The organism is Pseudomonas sp. 1L-B-1-E-C1 (assembly GCF_057291835.1).
In genome coordinates this window covers 94938-111593 of sequence record NZ_JBXAWN010000004.1, presented here as the reverse complement: position 1 = coordinate 111593, position 16656 = coordinate 94938, and the positions used below count along the sequence as shown (strand labels likewise).

At 62.6% G+C, this 16656-nt stretch carries 9 protein-coding genes and 1 pseudogene; 4 read left to right on the top strand and 6 right to left on the bottom strand.

The window, feature by feature from the left end; translation table 11 throughout:
* The first annotated feature begins 121 nt into the window (after positions 1-121).
* Positions 122-2437: a TonB-dependent receptor gene (locus tag AC0Z4S_RS08775; protein WP_485622696.1), complete on the top strand. Its 2316-nt coding sequence runs from the start codon at positions 122-124 to the stop codon at positions 2435-2437.
* Positions 2438-2672: 235 nt separating this feature from the next.
* A complete protein-coding gene (locus AC0Z4S_RS08770) occupies positions 2673-5201 on the top strand; it encodes a PepSY domain-containing protein (RefSeq protein ID WP_485622859.1) in 2529 nt (842 codons plus the stop codon).
* A 119-nt stretch (positions 5202-5320) separates the two neighbouring features.
* Here AC0Z4S_RS08770 and AC0Z4S_RS08765 read toward each other — a convergent pair whose 3' ends face one another.
* The 4 genes from AC0Z4S_RS08765 to ptsP form a co-directional block, all read right to left on the bottom strand.
* The gene (locus tag AC0Z4S_RS08765; RefSeq protein WP_485622695.1) at positions 5321-6862 is read right to left on the bottom strand and encodes an alkaline phosphatase D family protein; all 1542 of its coding nucleotides are present in this window, start codon (positions 6860-6862) and stop codon (positions 5321-5323) included.
* A gap of 171 nt (positions 6863-7033) precedes the next feature.
* Positions 7034-8767, bottom strand: coding sequence for a PTS fructose-like transporter subunit IIB (locus tag AC0Z4S_RS08760; RefSeq protein ID WP_485622694.1), 1734 nt, complete (start codon positions 8765-8767; stop codon positions 7034-7036).
* Between the two features lie 11 nt (positions 8768-8778).
* Positions 8779-9720, bottom strand: coding sequence for a 1-phosphofructokinase (gene pfkB, locus AC0Z4S_RS08755; RefSeq protein WP_485622693.1), 942 nt, complete (start codon positions 9718-9720; stop codon positions 8779-8781).
* Complete coding sequence (ptsP, locus tag AC0Z4S_RS08750; protein ID WP_485622692.1) at positions 9720-12581, bottom strand: phosphoenolpyruvate--protein phosphotransferase; 2862 nt, start codon at positions 12579-12581, stop codon at positions 9720-9722. Before ptsP ends, pfkB begins: the two co-directional genes overlap by 1 nt.
* 305 nt (positions 12582-12886) lie before the next feature.
* Between ptsP and cra the strand changes: the two genes are divergently transcribed.
* Together cra and AC0Z4S_RS08740 are read left to right on the top strand one after the other, a co-directional pair.
* On the top strand, positions 12887-13882 hold the full coding sequence (gene cra / locus AC0Z4S_RS08745; protein WP_485622691.1) for a catabolite repressor/activator: 996 nt from the start codon (positions 12887-12889) through the stop codon (positions 13880-13882).
* 3 nt (positions 13883-13885) lie between these two features.
* Entirely contained in the window at positions 13886-14662 is a 777-nt protein-coding gene (locus AC0Z4S_RS08740) for a TatD family hydrolase (protein ID WP_485622690.1), read from the top strand.
* Between the two features lie 122 nt (positions 14663-14784).
* Here AC0Z4S_RS08740 and AC0Z4S_RS08735 read toward each other — a convergent pair whose 3' ends face one another.
* Entirely contained in the window at positions 14785-15489 is a 705-nt protein-coding gene (locus AC0Z4S_RS08735; protein ID WP_485622858.1) for a methyl-accepting chemotaxis protein, read from the bottom strand.
* A 153-nt stretch (positions 15490-15642) separates the two neighbouring features.
* A pseudogene (locus AC0Z4S_RS08730) lies at positions 15643-15846 on the bottom strand (HAMP domain-containing protein); the annotation flags it as partial.
* Positions 15847-16656 lie beyond the last annotated feature (810 nt).

Genomic DNA, 16656 nt, shown 5'->3' with positions numbered 1-16656 from the left:
AACCGTAAGGGCAAATTGTAAAGAATGTAAATTCAATGCGAATAACAATGTTTCGCAATTGATACGAATACCTGTTTACCCTATATTCCGCCGCCTCAAATCCTTGGGGAGGGGAATAAAAATGGCACGTCAATACGCACAACTACCGGTCAGTTCACCACGTTTGCTTGCCTCGGCAATCGGTGTCGCGATCACCGCCGGCTCTGCGGGGCAGATGGCCTTTGCCGCGGAAAAAACCGACAGCAAAGCGTCCGGCAACGCCATCGCCCTGGACGCCACCGCCATCACCGGCGAAGCCCAGGACGCGACCTCCTACCAGGTCGAAAAAGCCTCCTCACCCAAGTACACCGCGCCGCTGGTCGACACGCCGCGTTCGGTCACCGTCATTCCGCAACAAGTGCTCAAGGACACCGGCGCGCTGAACATGCAGGACGCACTGCGTACCGTGCCGGGCATCACCTTCGGCGCCGGTGAAGGTGGCAACCCGCAGGGCGACCGTCCGTTCATTCGTGGCTTCGACGCTCAGGGTGACACCTATCTGGACGGCGTGCGTGACACCGGTTCGCAGAGCCGCGAAATCTTCGCCGTGGAAAACATCGAAGTCAGCAAAGGCCCGAACTCGGCCATTGGCGGTCGTGGCGCCGCTGGCGGCAGCATCAACCTGGTGAGCAAGAAAGCGCACCTGGGCAACTCGTTCGACGGCGGCTTCACCTACGGCTCCGACCAGACCCAGCGCTACACCCTCGACGGCAACTACCAGTTCAGCGACAGCGCTGCCGGTCGTCTCAACCTGATGAGCCATGAGAGCAACGTCGCCGGTCGCGACAAGGTCGATTACGACCGTTGGGGCATCGCGCCGTCCCTGGCCTTTGGCCTGGGCACCGATACCCGCGTCAACCTCGACTACTACCATCTGGAAAGCAACGACACCCCGGATTCGGGCATCCCGTACACCATCCCAGCCGGTGGTTCGGCCGCACGCACCAAGTCCAACCCGGACAAGCCGTACGCCGGTGGCGATCACGACAACTTCTACGGTCTGGATCGCGACTTCCGCAAGGGCCGCACCGACACCGCGACCTTCGCCATCGAGCACGACCTGAACGATGCGCTGACCATCAAGAACACCCTGCGCCACGGCACCAGCATGCAGGATTACATCCTCACCCAGCCGGACGACAGCAAGGGCAACGTGAACAATGGCAGCGTCTGGCGTCGCGCCAACACACGGGTGAGCAACACCGAAACCACCACCAACCAGACCGATCTTTTCGGCACCTTCTACGTGGCCGGTTTCAAGAACAGTTTCTCCACCGGGGTTGAATACACTCGTGAGCAGAGCGAGAAATCCTCGTACAACGTCAACACCGACACCACGCCGCGCACCAGCGCCGTCACCACCAACTGCAACCCGGGCCTGATCGGCGCGGCCAGCGGTTACAACTGCACCTCGTTGTCGAACCCGAACCCGAACGATCCGTGGAACGGCGCAATCTCGCGCAACTACGCCGGCACCGACACCCAGGCCGACACCTACGCGCTGTACGTGTTCGACACGCTGGAATTGTCCGAGCAGTGGCTGGTGAACATGGGCCTGCGTTACGACCACTTCGACACCGATTACAAGACCTACAACGCCGCTGGCCGCACCACCTCCAAGGGCGATGACACCAGCGAGTTCGTCACCGGCCAGTTCGGCGTGGTCTACAAACCGGCGGAAAACGGCAGCATCTACGCCTCCTATGCGACCTCGGCGACACCGCCGGGCAACACCTTGGGCGAAGGTCAGGAAGGCAATCCGCTGGGCGGCACCCCGGATCGCAGCGGCAATCTGCTGAGCAGCGACATGGAGCCGGAAACCACCAAGAACTACGAGATCGGCACCAAGTGGGATCTGCTCAATGATCGCCTGTCGCTGACCGCCGACATCTTCCGCACCGAGAAGGAAAACGCTCGCGTGCAGGTCGACACCAGCTCATACGAGAACGCCGGCAAGACCCGGGTACAAGGTTTCGAACTGTCAGCCAGCGGCAGGATCACCGACAAATGGCAGGTGTTCGCCGGTTACGCCTTCATGGACAGCGAACAGGTTGACGGTGGCCCGCTGAGTCGCGCCAACGACGGCAACGACCTGCCGAATACACCGAAAAACAGCGCCAGCCTGTGGACCACGTATCAGGTCACACCAAAGCTGACCATCGGTGGTGGCGCGTTCTACGTCGACGACGTCTACGGCAGTGTGGCCAACACGACAATGGTCGATTCCTATGTGCGTTACGACGCGATGGCGGCCTACAAGCTGACCAAGAACGTCGACCTGCAACTCAACGTGCAGAACCTGACCGACGAAACCTATTACGACAAAGCCTTCTCGACCCACTTCGCCAATCAGGCGGCGGGGCGTACGGCGCTGTTGAGCACCAACTTCCACTTCTGACCAATGTGAAAATCTGTGGGAGCGAGCCTGCTCGCGAAGGCAATCTTTCAGCAACATCGATGCTGACTGACACACCGCTTTCGCGAGCAGGCTCGCTCCCACAGGGAATGTGCCGCGAGGCTCGGCCCCGTTCATTCAGTTGAACGGGGCTTTTGTGTGTTACGCAAAACGCTTCTTGATAACCCACGGCATAATGCGCGCCGTGATGACAATTTCCGAATGGACGGCGAGTGACGTGTTGAAGAAAACCCTGTTCCAGTTGCACTGGTTTTTTGGCATCACCGCGGGGCTGGTGCTGGCCCTGATGGGCATCACCGGCGCGGCCTATTCGTTTCAGGACGAGATCCTGCGCGCGCTGAATCCGTCCGTTCTGCAGGTGGAAAAGCAGGTCGCCGGCGTGTTGCCGCCGGTGGAACTGGTCGAGCGCATCGAAGCCGCGTCCGGCAAGAAGGTCGCCATGCTCTGGGTCGAAACCGACAGCGGTCACGCCGCACGCGTTTACTTCACCCCGCCCAAGGGTGAACGGCGGGGCGAGATGCGCTACTTCGATCCGTACACCGCCGAGTTCAAGGGCGACGCCACTGGCCAGGATTTCTTCGGCCTGATGCTGCAACTGCACCGCTTCCTCGCCATGGGTGACACTGGGCGCAACATCACCGGCGCCTGCACTCTGATGCTGGTGTTCTTCTGTCTCTCTGGCCTGTATTTGCGCTGGCCGCGTCAGTGGAACAGCTGGCGGGTGTGGCTGACCCTGGACTGGAAAAAGAAGGGTCGCGCGTTCAATTGGGATCTGCACTCGGTGGCCGGCACCTGGTGTTTGATGGTCTATCTGCTGCTGGCCTTGACCGGGTTGTCATGGTCGTACGAGTGGTACAACAAAGGCCTGACCCGACTGCTTTCCGACGCACCACAGAACGAGCGCGTACGCGGCGGTCGCGGACCGGCGCCAGAAGGCCCGGCACCGACGGCCGACTACGCGGCGATGTGGAGCAGCATCTATAGCGCTGCCGGCCCGGGTCTGGCGGCATACAACATCCGCATGCCAGCGGTGGCCGGCCAGCCGGCGACGGTGTTCTACCTGCTCGACAGCTCGCCCCATGACCGCGCGCTGAACCAGATCACTCTCGACCCGGCCACCGGCGTGGTCAAACGCGTCGACCGCTATGCCGACAAGAGCTTCAAGGCACAACTGCTGACCAGCATTTACGCGCTGCACGTCGGCAGCTATTTCGGCCTCGTCGGGCGGATCATCGTGACGATGGCGGCGGTGTGCATGCCGCTGTTTTTCATCACCGGCTGGCTGCTGTATCTGGATCGTCGGCGCAAGAAAAAGCAGATCAAGGATGCCCGCCAAGGCCTCGCACAACCGACCGCTGATGCGTCGGCATGGCTGATCGGTTTCGCCAGTCAGAGCGGTTTCGCCGAACAATTGGCGTGGCAGACCGCCGGGCAATTGCAGGCCGCCGGACTGCCGGTCAACGTGCAGCCCCTGGCCAATCTCAGCGAACAGGATCTGCGCGATTCGAACAATGCGTTGTTCGTGGTCAGCACCTTCGGCGACGGCGAAGCACCGGACAGCGCCCGTGGTTTCGAACGCAAGGTGCTGGCCAAGACCTCGACACTCGATGGCCTCAACTACGCCGTGCTCGGCCTCGGCGATCGGCAGTACGCGCACTTCTGTGGCTTCGCTAAACGCTTGCATCAATGGCTCGGCGAGCACGGCGGCAAGACCCTGTTCGCGCCGGTGGAAGTCGATAGCGCCGATCCCTACGCGCTGCGTCACTGGCAAACGCAACTCGGCCAGCTCACCGGACAGGCGCCGAGCGAAACCTGGCAAGCACCCAGCTACGACAACTGGACGCTGGTCCGTCGCGAACTGATGAACCCCGACAGCAGCGGTGCGCCGGTCTATCTGCTCGGCCTCAAAGCCCCGGACACGCGCAGCTGGCTGGCCGGTGACCTGGTCGAAGTGCTGCCACGCAATTGCCCGTGGGCCATCGAACACTTCCTCGACGGCCTCGGCATCCGTGGCGAAACTCCGGTCAAGGTCAACGGCATCGACGAGCCGCTGGAAGTGGCACTCGCTTCACGCCAGTTGCCTGAACATCGTGCGCATCTGGTCGGCCTGCATGCGCAATCGCTGGTCGATGCAATGGTGCCGCTGGCGATGCGCGAATACTCCATAGCCTCGATCGCCGCCGACGGCATGCTCGAGCTGATCGTGCGTCAGGAACAGCACAACGACGGCAGCCTCGGCATCGGCTCCGGCTGGCTCACCGAGCATGCGCCTGTGGGCGGCAGCATCAGCCTGCGGGTGCGGCGCAACAGCGGCTTCCATCTGCCGAACGAGCCGGTGCCGATGATCCTGCTGGGCAACGGCACCGGCCTGGCCGGACTGCGCAGCTTGCTCAAGGCACGCATTGCCGACGGTCAGCAGCGGCAGTGGCTGCTGTTCGGCGAGCGCAATCGCGAACACGACTTCCTCTGCTGCGCAGAGCTGGAAGAGTGGCTGGTCAATGGTGATCTGACGCGCCTCGATCTGGCGTTTTCCCGGGATCAGGCCGAGAAGATTTATGTGCAGGATCGCTTGCGCGAGTCAGCGGATGAATTGAAGAAATGGTTGGCTGATGGTGCCGTCATCTATATCTGCGGCAGCCTTCAAGGCATGGCCTCAGGCGTAGACCAGGCTCTCAACGATATCCTCGGCAGCGCCGAAGTCGAACGCCTGATCGAACAGGGCCGCTATCGCCGGGATGTTTACTGACCCAACACCATCCCCCTGTGGGAGCGAGCCTGCTCGCGAAGGCGATTTAACAGTCAACATTGGTGTTGGCTGTAAGTCCGCTTTCGCGAGCAGGCTCGCTCCCACAGGGGACGCGGTGCTCAGACCGGTTGGAGTTTCTGTTCGTAAACAGCGATGCCATCCAGATCCCGCAACACCACATTCATCTCGCCACTCTGCCCTTCGATATTCACCTCACCGAAAAACTGAAACCCGGCAAACGGCGAGGTGTTTTGCGCGGGCGGCGCTTTCTCGAACACCACCTCAGGCCCGAACGTCTTGTCCAACGGATTCGGCCCGAAACTGCCGGCATTCAGCGGCCCTGCGACAAATTCCCAGAACGGTTCGAAATCCTGAAACGCCGCGCGGTCCGGATGATAGTGATGCGCCGCGCAGTAGTGCACGTCCGCCGTCAGAAACACGAAATTGCGCACCTGCTGCGCGCGCAGGAATCCGAGCAATTCGGCAATTTCCAGTTCGCGCCCCTGCGCAGGTCCAGGGTCGCCGTTGGCCACGGCTTCCCAACGCGCAACGCCGGGGCTGACCTCGCCGTCCGGGACGCCAAGGCCGATGGGCATATCCGCCGCAATCACCTTCCACTGCGCCTTCGACGCCTGCAATTCGCGCTTGAGCCAGTCCAGTTGCTCGCGGCCGAGAAACGGTTTTGCCGCGCCGAGGTTGGCATCATTGGCCTCGCGATAACTGCGCATATCCAGCACGAACACATCAAGCATCGGCCCATAGCTGAGCTTGCGATAGATCCGCCCGCCGCCGTCCGCCGCCTGCAAACGCATCGGCGCATATTCCAGCCATGCCTGTCGTGCACGGCCGACCAGCTTGTGGATATCTTTCTCCTGATAGCGCTGATCCAGTTGCTTGCCCGGTGACCAGTTGTTGACCACTTCGTGATCGTCCCACTGCCAGATCTGCGGCACTTCGGCGTTGAAGCGGCGGATGTTTTCGTCCATCAGGTTGTAGCGATAGTTGCCGCGATAGTCGTCGAGAGTCTGCGCGACTTTGCTCTTGGCTTCTGTGGTGATGTTGCGCCAGATGCGGCCACTCTCGGTGGTCAGTTGCGCGGGCACCGGGCCGTCGGCGTAGATGGTGTCGCCGCTGTGGATAAAGAAGTCCGGCAGGCGCAGGCGCATGGCTTCGTAGATGCGCATGCCGCCGATGTCCGGGTTGATGCCGAAGCCCTGGCCGACGGTGTCACCGCTCCAGACAAAACGAATATCACGCCTGGCCGTCGGCACGCTGCGCAGATGACCGAACCACGGTTCGCTGGCAACTCCAGTCTGGGCGTCTTCGAAGTGCACGCGATAGAAGATTGCCTGGTTGGCCGGCAGGCCGGTGAGTTCGACGCGGGCGGTGAAATCGCTGCGCGCATCTGCAAGTGGCGAGACGAATTTGCGCGGGTTGCCGAACAGGCTGCCGGTGTCCCACTCGACCACCATGCGCGCCGGGCGATCGCTGCGGCTCCAGATCATCGCGCGGTCGCCGAGCAGGTCGCCGGACTGCACGCCGTCAGTGAGCTGCGGACGATCCTTGACCGAGGCGATCACCGCCGGCGCCAGCCCCGGCAGCAACAGCCCGGCACCGACCGCCTGCATGACGCGACGCCGGCCGAGGTTGAAATCGCTCATGGTGTTCTCCCTGCAAAAGGGAAAACTTAAGCACGGGTGTATGAATCCGCTATGACAACGCAGACTCCTGTGGGAGCGAGCCTGCTCGCGAAAGCGATGTGTCAGTCAACCTGGACGTCGCTGGCAGACCGCCTTCGCGAGCAGGCTCGCTCCCACAGGGTTTGGCGGGTGTCAGGCGTTGACGGGGTCGACTGCCAGCTCGACAGCCTCTGGCCGCTTGAGCAACGCATACACCACCGCCGTGACCAGACTCCCCGCAACTATCGCCAGCAAATACAACAACGCATGGTTGATCGCATTGGGAATCGCCAGCACAAACAAGCCGCCGTGTGGCGCCATCAGTTTGCAGCCGAAGTACATCGACAAGGCACCGGTCAGCGCGCCACCGGCGATGCTCGCCGGGATTACCCGCAGCGGGTCTTTGGCGGCAAACGGAATCGCCCCTTCGGAGATAAAGCACAGGCCCAGCACGAACGCTGCTTTACCGGCCTCACGTTCAGTCTGCGCGAACTTGCGCCGGGCAATGAAGGTGGCGATGCCCAGGCCGATCGGCGGCACCATGCCGGCGGCCATGGTCGCGGCCATCGGTGCGTAACTCTGCGAGGCCAGCAGCCCCACCGAAAACGCGTAGGCAGCCTTGTTGATCGGCCCGCCGAGGTCGACGCACATCATGCCGCCGAGCAACACGCCGAGCAGAATCGCGTTGGTCGTACCCATGCTGTCGAGGAACTGCGTCAGCGCGGCGAGCATGCCGGCGACCGGTTTGCCGACCACATAAATCATCACCAGGCCGGTGACCAGACTGGCCAGCAACGGGATGATCAGGATCGGCTTCAACGCCTCCAGACTCTGCGGCAATTTCACATAACGGGCGATGGCTTTGGCGGCGTAACCGGCGATGAAACCGGCAATGATCCCGCCAATAAACCCGGCGCCCAAGGTGCCTGCGAGCAAGCCGCCGATCATCCCCGGCGCAAGACCGGGACGGTCAGCGATCGAGTAGGCGATGTACCCGGCCAGCAGCGGCACCATCAGCTTGAACGCGGTGTCGCCGCCGATCTGCATCAGCGCCGCCGCCAGCGTGCCTTCTTCCTTGTACGCGGTGATGCCGAACACGAACGACAATGCGATCAGCAAACCACCCGCCACCACCATTGGCAGCATGTACGACACACCCGTGAGCAGGTGCTTGTAGACGCCGGTTTTCTCGGACTTGGCCGGGGCCCTGCCGTCGCTTGCCGCACTTTCGACAGCGCCTTCGGCCAAGGCTTTTTTCAAAGTCGCTTCAGACTGCTTCAGCGCAACGCCCGTGCCGCAGCGATAGATTTTCTTGCCAGCGAAGCGCTCGGTGGCGACGTCGATATCTGCCGCCAGCAACACCACGTCGGCCTCGGCGATGGCCGTTGCGCTGAGCGGGGTTTTCGCGCCGACCGAGCCTTGGGTTTCGACCTGCAATTCATAGCCCAGACGCTTGGCAGTCTGCTGTAACGCTTCGGCGGCCATGAAGGTGTGAGCAACGCCGGTCGGGCAGGCAGTGATGGCGACGATGCGTGGCGCACGTGACGCGTCAACTGCCGATTCGACCTCGCTGGCGACGTAGACTTCGGCTTCGTCAGCACCGCGACGCAGCACCGCTTCGACATCCTGCAAGGCTTGCGCCGGAGCAATCTGGAACACGCGCTTGCCGACAAAACGGCGCATGTCCACCGCGCCGGTACTGACCAGCAAGACCCACTCGGCGGCTTCGATGGTCGCCGCCGACAATTCGCGTTCCGGGTGCGCCGGATCGACCACTTCGACGCTGGTGCTCCAGCCCTGACGCTGCGCCGCTGCATCGAGCAGACGCGCGCACAGCACACTGGTGACCATGCCGTTCGGGCAAGCCGTAACAATGGCTAACTTCATGACAAACCCTCTTATTGTTCTGTCAGGGCGCGCACGCGCACGCCCTGTTCGAGCTGCGCCAGTTGCGCAGCGTCGTTGATGCCAAAACCGATCTGGGTCACCGCCATCGCCGCAATCGCGGTGGCGGTGCGCAGGGTTTGCTCGGGGGTGTCGGCGCTGAGCAGACCGTGGAGCATGCCGGCGAGCAAGGAATCTCCGGCACCGACCGTGCTGGCCACGCTGACCTTCGGCGGCGAGGCATGCAGGGCCGAGCCGACACTGAACCAGTTCACCCCATCGGCGCCGTGGGAGATCACCACGTGCTCGATGCCTTGCCCATGCAAACGTGCGGCGGCTTGTGCTTCGGCGATCGGCGACACCACTTCGCAGCCGAGGGCGTGGGCCAGTTCTTCGGTGTTCGGTTTGATCAGCCAGGGGCTGGCCTGCAACCCGGCGCGCAAGGCTTCTCCGCTGGAATCGAGGGCGACTTTCAAGCCGAGCGCATTGAGCTTGTCGATCAGCTCGCGCAACCACTGCGCGGTGACGCCGCGCGGCAGACTGCCAGCGACCACTACCGCATCGTGCCCCGGCGCGATTTGCAGCAGGCGATCAAGCAACGCTTGCTGCGCATTTGCATCGACCACCGGGCCCGGGCCATTGATGTCGGTGATGCGCCCGTCCTGCTCGGCGACCTTGATGTTGCTACGCGTCTCGCCGGGCACGCGGATGAACGCGTCGACAAAACCACGCTTGGCGAACAGGGTTTCGAATGCTTGCAGATTGTCTTCGCCGAGAAAGCCGCTGACGGTGAGCTGATGACCGAGGTCCGCCAGCACCTGGGCGACGTTGACGCCCTTGCCCGCAGCGTGGGTGTGCATCTCCTCGCTGCGATTGACCTGACCGGCTTCCAGCCGCGACAGCTCAACGGTGAGGTCGAGTGCCGGGTTGAGGGTCAGGGTGAGAATCTTGGCCATTACAGGGCCTCCACTAATGCGCGCACTTCATTGGCGCTGCCCACGGCCAAGGCCTGTTGAGCGAGGGTTTGCGCCTGGGTCAGGCTGAGTTCACGGATGCGCGCCTTGACTTCGGCAATGCTGCGACCGGACACACTGAGCTCGTCGACACCGAGGCCGACCAGCACCGGCACCGCCAGCGGATCGGCCGCCAGCTCGCCGCAGACACCGACCCATTTGCCATGGGCATGGGCGGCGCGCACGGTGATGTCGATCAGTTGCAGCACCGCCGGGTGCAAGCCGTCCGCTTGTGCAGACAGGGTCGGATGACCACGGTCGATGGCCAGGGTGTATTGCGTGAGGTCGTTGGTGCCGACACTGAAGAAGTCGACTTCCTTGGCCAGCACCGGCGCGAGCAACGCGGCCGACGGCACTTCGATCATGATCCCCAACTGCAAATCGGCGACCGGAATTTCCTTGCGCAGACGCTCGGTCATGTCGCGGGCCTGACGCCACTCTTCGACGCTGCCAACCATCGGGAACATGATCCGCAGCGGACGATTGTCGGCCGAGCGCAGCAAGGCACGCAGTTGCGCTTCCATGATCTGCGGACGCTGCAAGGTCAGGCGAATGCCGCGTACACCGAGGAACGGGTTTTCTTCCTTGGCGATCGGCCAATATGGCAGCGGTTTGTCGCCGCCGACATCGAGCGTACGCACCACCAGCGGCCGCCCGGCGAGACCATCGAGGACGCGACGGTACTCGGCCTCTTGCGTGGCTTCGTCCGGTGCCTGCGGGTGGGCCATGAAAATCAGTTCGGTGCGCAGCAGACCGATGCCTTCGGCGCCCTGCTCCACCGCACTGGTCACGCCTGCGCTTTCGCCGATGTTGGCGAACACTTCAACGGCGTGACCGTCAGTGGTGTGCGCCGGTTGATGACGTTGTTCGGCGGCGATCTTCAGGCGTTGCTCGCGGGTGTCGCGTTCTTCAGCGGCGCGTTGCAGCGTCGCGGCATCGGCGTCGACATGCAGACGGCCACGCTGACCATCGAGCAACAGCGGCGTGCCCGGTTCGAGCAGCAACACCGCCGCTCCCGCACCGACCAATGCCGGAATACCGAGGGCGCGGGCGACGATGGCGCTGTGCGCGGTAGCGCCACCGCGCGCGGTGAGGATCCCCGCCACTCGCGCAGGATCCAGCCGCGCCACATCGGATGGGCCGACTTCGTCCATCACCAGAATGTACGGTTGCTCCGGCTCGTTCGCGGTCTGCACGCCACACAACTGGGCCAGAACCCGGCGACCGATGTCACGCAGATCCGCGGCACGTTCGGCAAGCAAAGCGTCCTGCAGCGATTCCTGCTGTTTGGCCGCCGCTTCGATCACCGCCATCCACGCCGCTTCAGCGCTTTCGCCTTGCTTGAGGCGGGTGTCGACTTCGTCGGTCAGATCCGGGTCGTCGAGCATTTCCTGGTGGGTGATGAAAATCTCCCGGATCGCTTTGGCCTTGCTGCGTTCGATCAAGCCCTGAATGTCGCGGCGCACGTCGCTCAGCGCTTGCTTGAGGCGCTCGCGCTCGATCGCCGCCGACTCGCCGCGCAACGGGTAATCGATGGCCTGCAGCACCTGAATGTGCGCCGGGCCGATGGCAATGCCCGGTGCGGCGGGAATCGCTTGCAACAGGCTGCCGGAGGCCGGAGCGACCAGCACTTCGGCGACGTCGGCGATCACTTCGCGCTGCTGACTCACAGGCGGCAGCGGCTCGACTTCTTCACCGAGGCCTTCTTCAATCGCCGCAAGCAGAGCCGGCAAGGCATCGGCGGCGATGCTCGGTTCGGCGATAAGCTCCAGCACCTGACCGCGTCGGGCGCCAAGACTCAGCAGTTTGCTCAGGCTCTTCACCGACACGGCACTGTCAGTGCTGTCGACGATGCGCACGCGAATTTCGCCATCAAAGCTTTTCGCCAGCTGCGCGAGAATTTTCGCCGGGCGCGCGTGCAAGCCATGGGCGTTGGCCAAGGCAATGCGCGCGCTCGGCCAGTCGGCGGGCAGTTCACCGCCGAGCACTTCGAGGACTTTGCGGCTGCTGGTGGCGCGGCCCAGTTCGTGGCCGCGACCTTCGATCAGCAACGCGCACAAACGCTCGAGCAGGGCCTGATGCGCTTCGCCCAGACTGGCGAGGCAGAACAGACCACTGAGCGGCTGACCGAGATAGCGCATCGGTTTGTCCGGGGTGACGAACGCCAGTCCCGGACGCTTCACGGTTTGCTCGCTGTGCAGCCACCACAGGCCATCGCCCAATGGCAGCGCTTCAACCTGCTGCAACACGCCGGCAAAGCCGTTGCTCACGCAGTCGGCCTGACGCAGCAGACGCGCGCCGCGCCAGACCAGCTCTTCGAAATCGTCGGCCGACACACCGAGGCCGATCATCTGCGCATCCAGCGCCAGTTCCTGCGGCGCGCCTTGCAGCAGTTTCAGCAGCGCTTCGGGCGAGCTGGCGCGACGCAGCGCCTGGCCCAGATCGGTCTCGCCGAGGGCGCGGGTCAGCAGTTGCAGCAGGCGCAGGTGTTCGTCGGATTTCGCCGCGATGCCGATGGCCAGATAAACGATCTGGCCATCGCCCCAGTCGACACCATCGGGAAACTGCATCAGGCGCACGCCGGTGGCGAATACCTGATCGCGGGTTTCCGGGGTGCCGTGGGGAATGGCGATGCCTTGACCGAGAAAGGTCGAGCCCTGGGCTTCCCGAGCCTGCAGGCCGGCGAGGTAGCCGTCGGCAACCAGACCGTCGGCGACCAGATGACTGGCCAGCAATTGCAAGGCGGCGGGTTTATCCAAGGCCGACTGGCCCATGGATATCTGCTCTATAGTGAGCTCGAGCATGCGATCTCCTTTTTGGCGCAGTTCAACGCCAGGTATTGTTTTGAATGGTTCACAGCTTAGGCGCTCTGCCGCGCTTTTCAGCGGCAGTTTTGGCGGTTTCACGGCAGGACCGGCCAAAGGCACCCAAAACGTAGAAAATACGCTTGCTGAAACGTTTAATCTAGATTGATCGGCACGTTACTCGATAATGTCTCATCCTTGAAGTCCAACTGGTCGGATCTGCCCAGGCAACAAGTCGGCTGCCCTTATCGGGTAGGATTGGCGAAAATGTCGCGGCATGCTCGAAAAAACAAGGAAATACCGGGTTGAAACTCAGTGATATCGCGCGGTTGGCCGGCGTCTCCGTCACCACCGCCAGCTACGTCATCAACGGCAAGGCCGAACAGCAACGCATCAGCAACGCGACCGTCGAGCGCGTGCGCGCGGTGGTCGATCTGCACGGCTTCACGCCCAATCCGCAAGCGGCCGGCCTGCGCAGTCGGCACACGCGCACCCTGGGTTTTATCCTGCCGGATCTGGAAAACCCCAGTTACGCGCGGATCGCCAAGTTGCTCGAACAAGGCGCGCGGGCGCGCGGTTATCAATTGCTGATCGCCAGTTCCGACGATGCGCCGGACAGCGAACGCCAGCTCCTGCAACTGTTCCGCGCCCGGCGTTGCGATGCGCTGATCGTTGCCAGTTGCCTGCCCGCCAGTGACGACAGCTATCGGCAGTTGCAGGCCAAGGGTCTGCCGATCATCGCCATCGACCGGGTCATGGAGCCGGAGCATTTCTGCTCGGTGATCAGCGACGACCGCGAGGCCAGCCTGCACCTGACCCAGAGCCTGCTCGATCCGCAGCCCAAGCAGATCGTGCTGCTCGGCGCCCGCCCGGAATTGAGCATCAGCCAGGAACGTGCTGCCGGTTTCCGCGAAGCGCTCAAAGATTTCCAAGGCGAAGTGCTGATCGAGCACGCCGAGTCGTTCAGCCGCGAGTGCGGCAAGCAATTGATGGAAGAACTCCTGCAGCGGTTGGGGCATTTGCCTGACGCGCTGGTGACCACTTCCTACGTACTGCTGCAGGGCGTGTTCGATGCGCTGCATGATTTCCCGCTGAAATCGCGGCCGCTGCGCCTTGGCACCTTCGGCGACACGCAGTTGCTGGATTTCCTGCCGCTGCCGGTCAACGCCATGTCCCAGCAACACCAGTTGATCGCCGACAAGGCCCTGGAACTGGCGCTGGCCGCCGTCGAGCAGGACGATTACCAACCGGGCGTGCAAGCCATTGCGCGGACCTTCAAGCAGCGTATTCACCGGGACTGAAGCGTGGAGCTGATCGACAGTCACACCCACCTCGACTTCCCCGACTTCGACGCCGATCGCGCGGCGCTGCTGGCCGAAAGCCGCGCCCTCGGCGTGCGGCGCATCGTCGTGCTCGGCGTGCATAAGGGCAACTGGCAACGGGTGTGGGACCTGGTGCAGAGCGATGCCGACCTGTATGCGGCGTTCGGTCTGCATCCGGTGTTCCTCGATCAGCACCGTCCCGAGGATCTGCACGCGCTGGGTGACTGGCTGACGCGTTTGCGCGGGCATCGGCAACTGTGTGCGGTGGGCGAGATCGGTCTGGATTATTTCATCGAAAACCTGGATCGCGAGCGCCAGCAAGCGTTGTTCGAAGCGCAACTGCAACTGGCGGCGGACTTCGAATTGCCGGCGTTGATCCACGTTCGCCGCAGCCACGCCGCGGTGATCGCCACGCTCAAACGCTTCAAGCTCAAACGCGCCGGCATCATCCACGCCTTCGCCGGCAGCCGCGAAGAAGCGCGGGAATATATCAAGCTCGGTTTAAAACTGGGTCTTGGCGGTGCACCGACATGGCCGCAGGCGTTGCGCATGCATCGGGTCCTGCCCGAGCTGCCGCTGCAATCGGTGGTGCTGGAAACCGACTCACCAGACATGGCCCCCGCCATGTTCCCCGGCCAGCGCAACAGCCCGGCGCATCTGCCGGCGATTTGTGCGGCGCTGGCCGAGCTGATGAATATCACTCCAGAACAACTGGCCAACGTCAGTACCGCCAACTGCAGCGACGTCTTCGGCTGGTAACACCTACCCGGGTAGGAGCTGACGAGTGCAACGAGCCTGCGATCTTTTGATCTTCAGAGGCAAAGTCAAAAGATCGCAGCCTCGTTGCACTCGTCAGCTCCTACGGGGGGACGGGGTCAGGCTCAGACGCGAAACGCGCTGATCAGTTGTTTGAGTTCAACCACCTGCGCCGACAGCGCGCGGCTGGCATCTTCGGTCTGGTGCGCGCCTTGCGCCGTGCGTTCGCCGGCGCGGTTGATCTCGACGATATTCTGGTCGATGTCATCGGCCACTGCCGTTTGCTGTTCGACGGCTGCGGCAATCTGCTGGTTCTGGTCGACGATCATGCCCACCGCGCCAAGAATATTTTCCAGCGCCTGTTGGACCTTCTCCGACTGTCCCACCGTGCCATTGGCCATCTGATGGCTGACACCCATCGCTTTCACCGCCGCGCCGACGCCGCCATGCAGTTTGGCGATCATCTGCTCGATTTCTTCAGTCGATTGCTGGGTACGCTTGGCCAACGTGCGCACTTCATCTGCGACCACGGCAAAGCCGCGCCCCTGCTCGCCGGCCCGGGCCGCTTCAATGGCGGCGTTGAGCGCCAGCAGATTGGTCTGTTCGGCGATACTCTTGATCACCTCAAGCACACGGCTGATCGACTGGCTGTCGCTGGCCAGTTGATTGATCACCAGCACCGACTGATCAATCTCGCTGGCCAGCGCGGCAATGCTGCCCTGCTGCGATTCCACCAGCCCGCGTCCGCTGAGGGTTTCGTCGTTGACGCTGTGAGCGCTGCTCACCGCTGCCGCAGCACTGCGGGCAACTTCCATTGAGGTCGCCGACATCTGGTTCATTGCCGTCGCCACTTGTTCGATTTGCGTACGCTGCCCGGCCACAGCCTGATTGCTCTGTGCCGACACGCTTTCCACCTGCCCGGCCTGACGCTCGACCTCACCGACGGTATGACCGACACGTTCGATCAAATCGTGAATCTTCTTCACCGTGCCATTGAACACCTCGCCCAACTCGCCCAGTTCATCGCGGCTGCTGGCCTTGAAGTTGACGGTCATGTCACCGGCCGCGACCTTGTCCATCATCGCCCCCAGGCTTTTCAGGGTGGTGCGGGTCGAGGCGTAGAAACCGCCATAAAGATAGAAAATCAGCACGAACACCACCGACAGCGCGGAGGCTTGCAGAATCATGTGCGTGCGGTTCTGCTCCAGACGCTGCTGCAACTGGCTGTCGAGAAATTTCAGCGTGGCCTGATTGAGCTGGTAGGTGTGTTCCATCAGCCCGGTGACCTGATCGTAAAATGCCTGCCACGGCGCATCGAGGGTGTCGGCCATCACCACTTGCTCTTCGAACAGTTCGCTGGCCTGCTTCAGCGAGGCCTTGCTGTTCTCAGCCTGCGCGCTAAGGGATTCGCGCGCGGCGTTGCTGGAACCGAGGGCGTCCTGCAGCTTCAGTGCGTACTCGGCCTGGAGTTTTTCGATCTGCACCAGCAATTCGTCAAAACGTGTGCTGGAAGAACTGTTGAGAAAGCCTTGGCCCAACGAATACGAACCCATTGCCCGGCCTTCGCCGAGGGTTTGCGTGACGCTCGGGGTGATCAGCGTGACCAGTTCGCTGAGCTGGCGAATGTCGCTCTGGTTGTCGCGGCTCAACCCGGCCTGACTGGTGATGATCTGGCTGAAAATCTGCGCACTGGCCAGCAATTTGCCAATCAATGCGCTTTTGCTTTGCAGCGAGCTCTCCGCTTGCTGGGCCTTGAACGCGGCGATCATTTCATCGCGCTTGGCCTCGAATTGCTTGATCTGCTCCGGGTCTTCGGTCATCGCCGTCAGCCCTTCGAGGCGCGCGAGCACGGCCTGCTCCAAGGTCTGGATCTGCGCTTCGACATTGCCGGCCTTGCCGGACTGGCCAAGGGTGACGTCGATCTGCACCAGATTGTTCAAGGTCTCCAGATCCCGACGCAGGGTCAGGCTGCTGCCCAGCAGATCGAGGCTTTGCAG

Bases quoted from the DNA above. Each gene is read 5' to 3' on its own strand.
- AC0Z4S_RS08765 (WP_485622695.1), bottom strand. From the start codon at position 6,862: ATGAGCGATTTCAACCTCGGCCGGCGTCGCGTCATGCAGGCGGTCGGT.
- AC0Z4S_RS08735 (WP_485622858.1), bottom strand. From the start codon at position 15,489: ATGTCGGCGACCTCAATGGAAGTTGCCCGCAGTGCTGCGGCAGCGGTG.
- ptsP (WP_485622692.1), bottom strand. From the start codon at position 12,581: ATGCTCGAGCTCACTATAGAGCAGATATCCATGGGCCAGTCGGCCTTG.
- AC0Z4S_RS08760 (WP_485622694.1), bottom strand. From the start codon at position 8,767: ATGAAGTTAGCCATTGTTACGGCTTGCCCGAACGGCATGGTCACCAGT.
- pfkB (WP_485622693.1), bottom strand. From the start codon at position 9,720: ATGGCCAAGATTCTCACCCTGACCCTCAACCCGGCACTCGACCTCACC.
- AC0Z4S_RS08775 (WP_485622696.1), top strand. From the start codon at position 122: ATGGCACGTCAATACGCACAACTACCGGTCAGTTCACCACGTTTGCTT.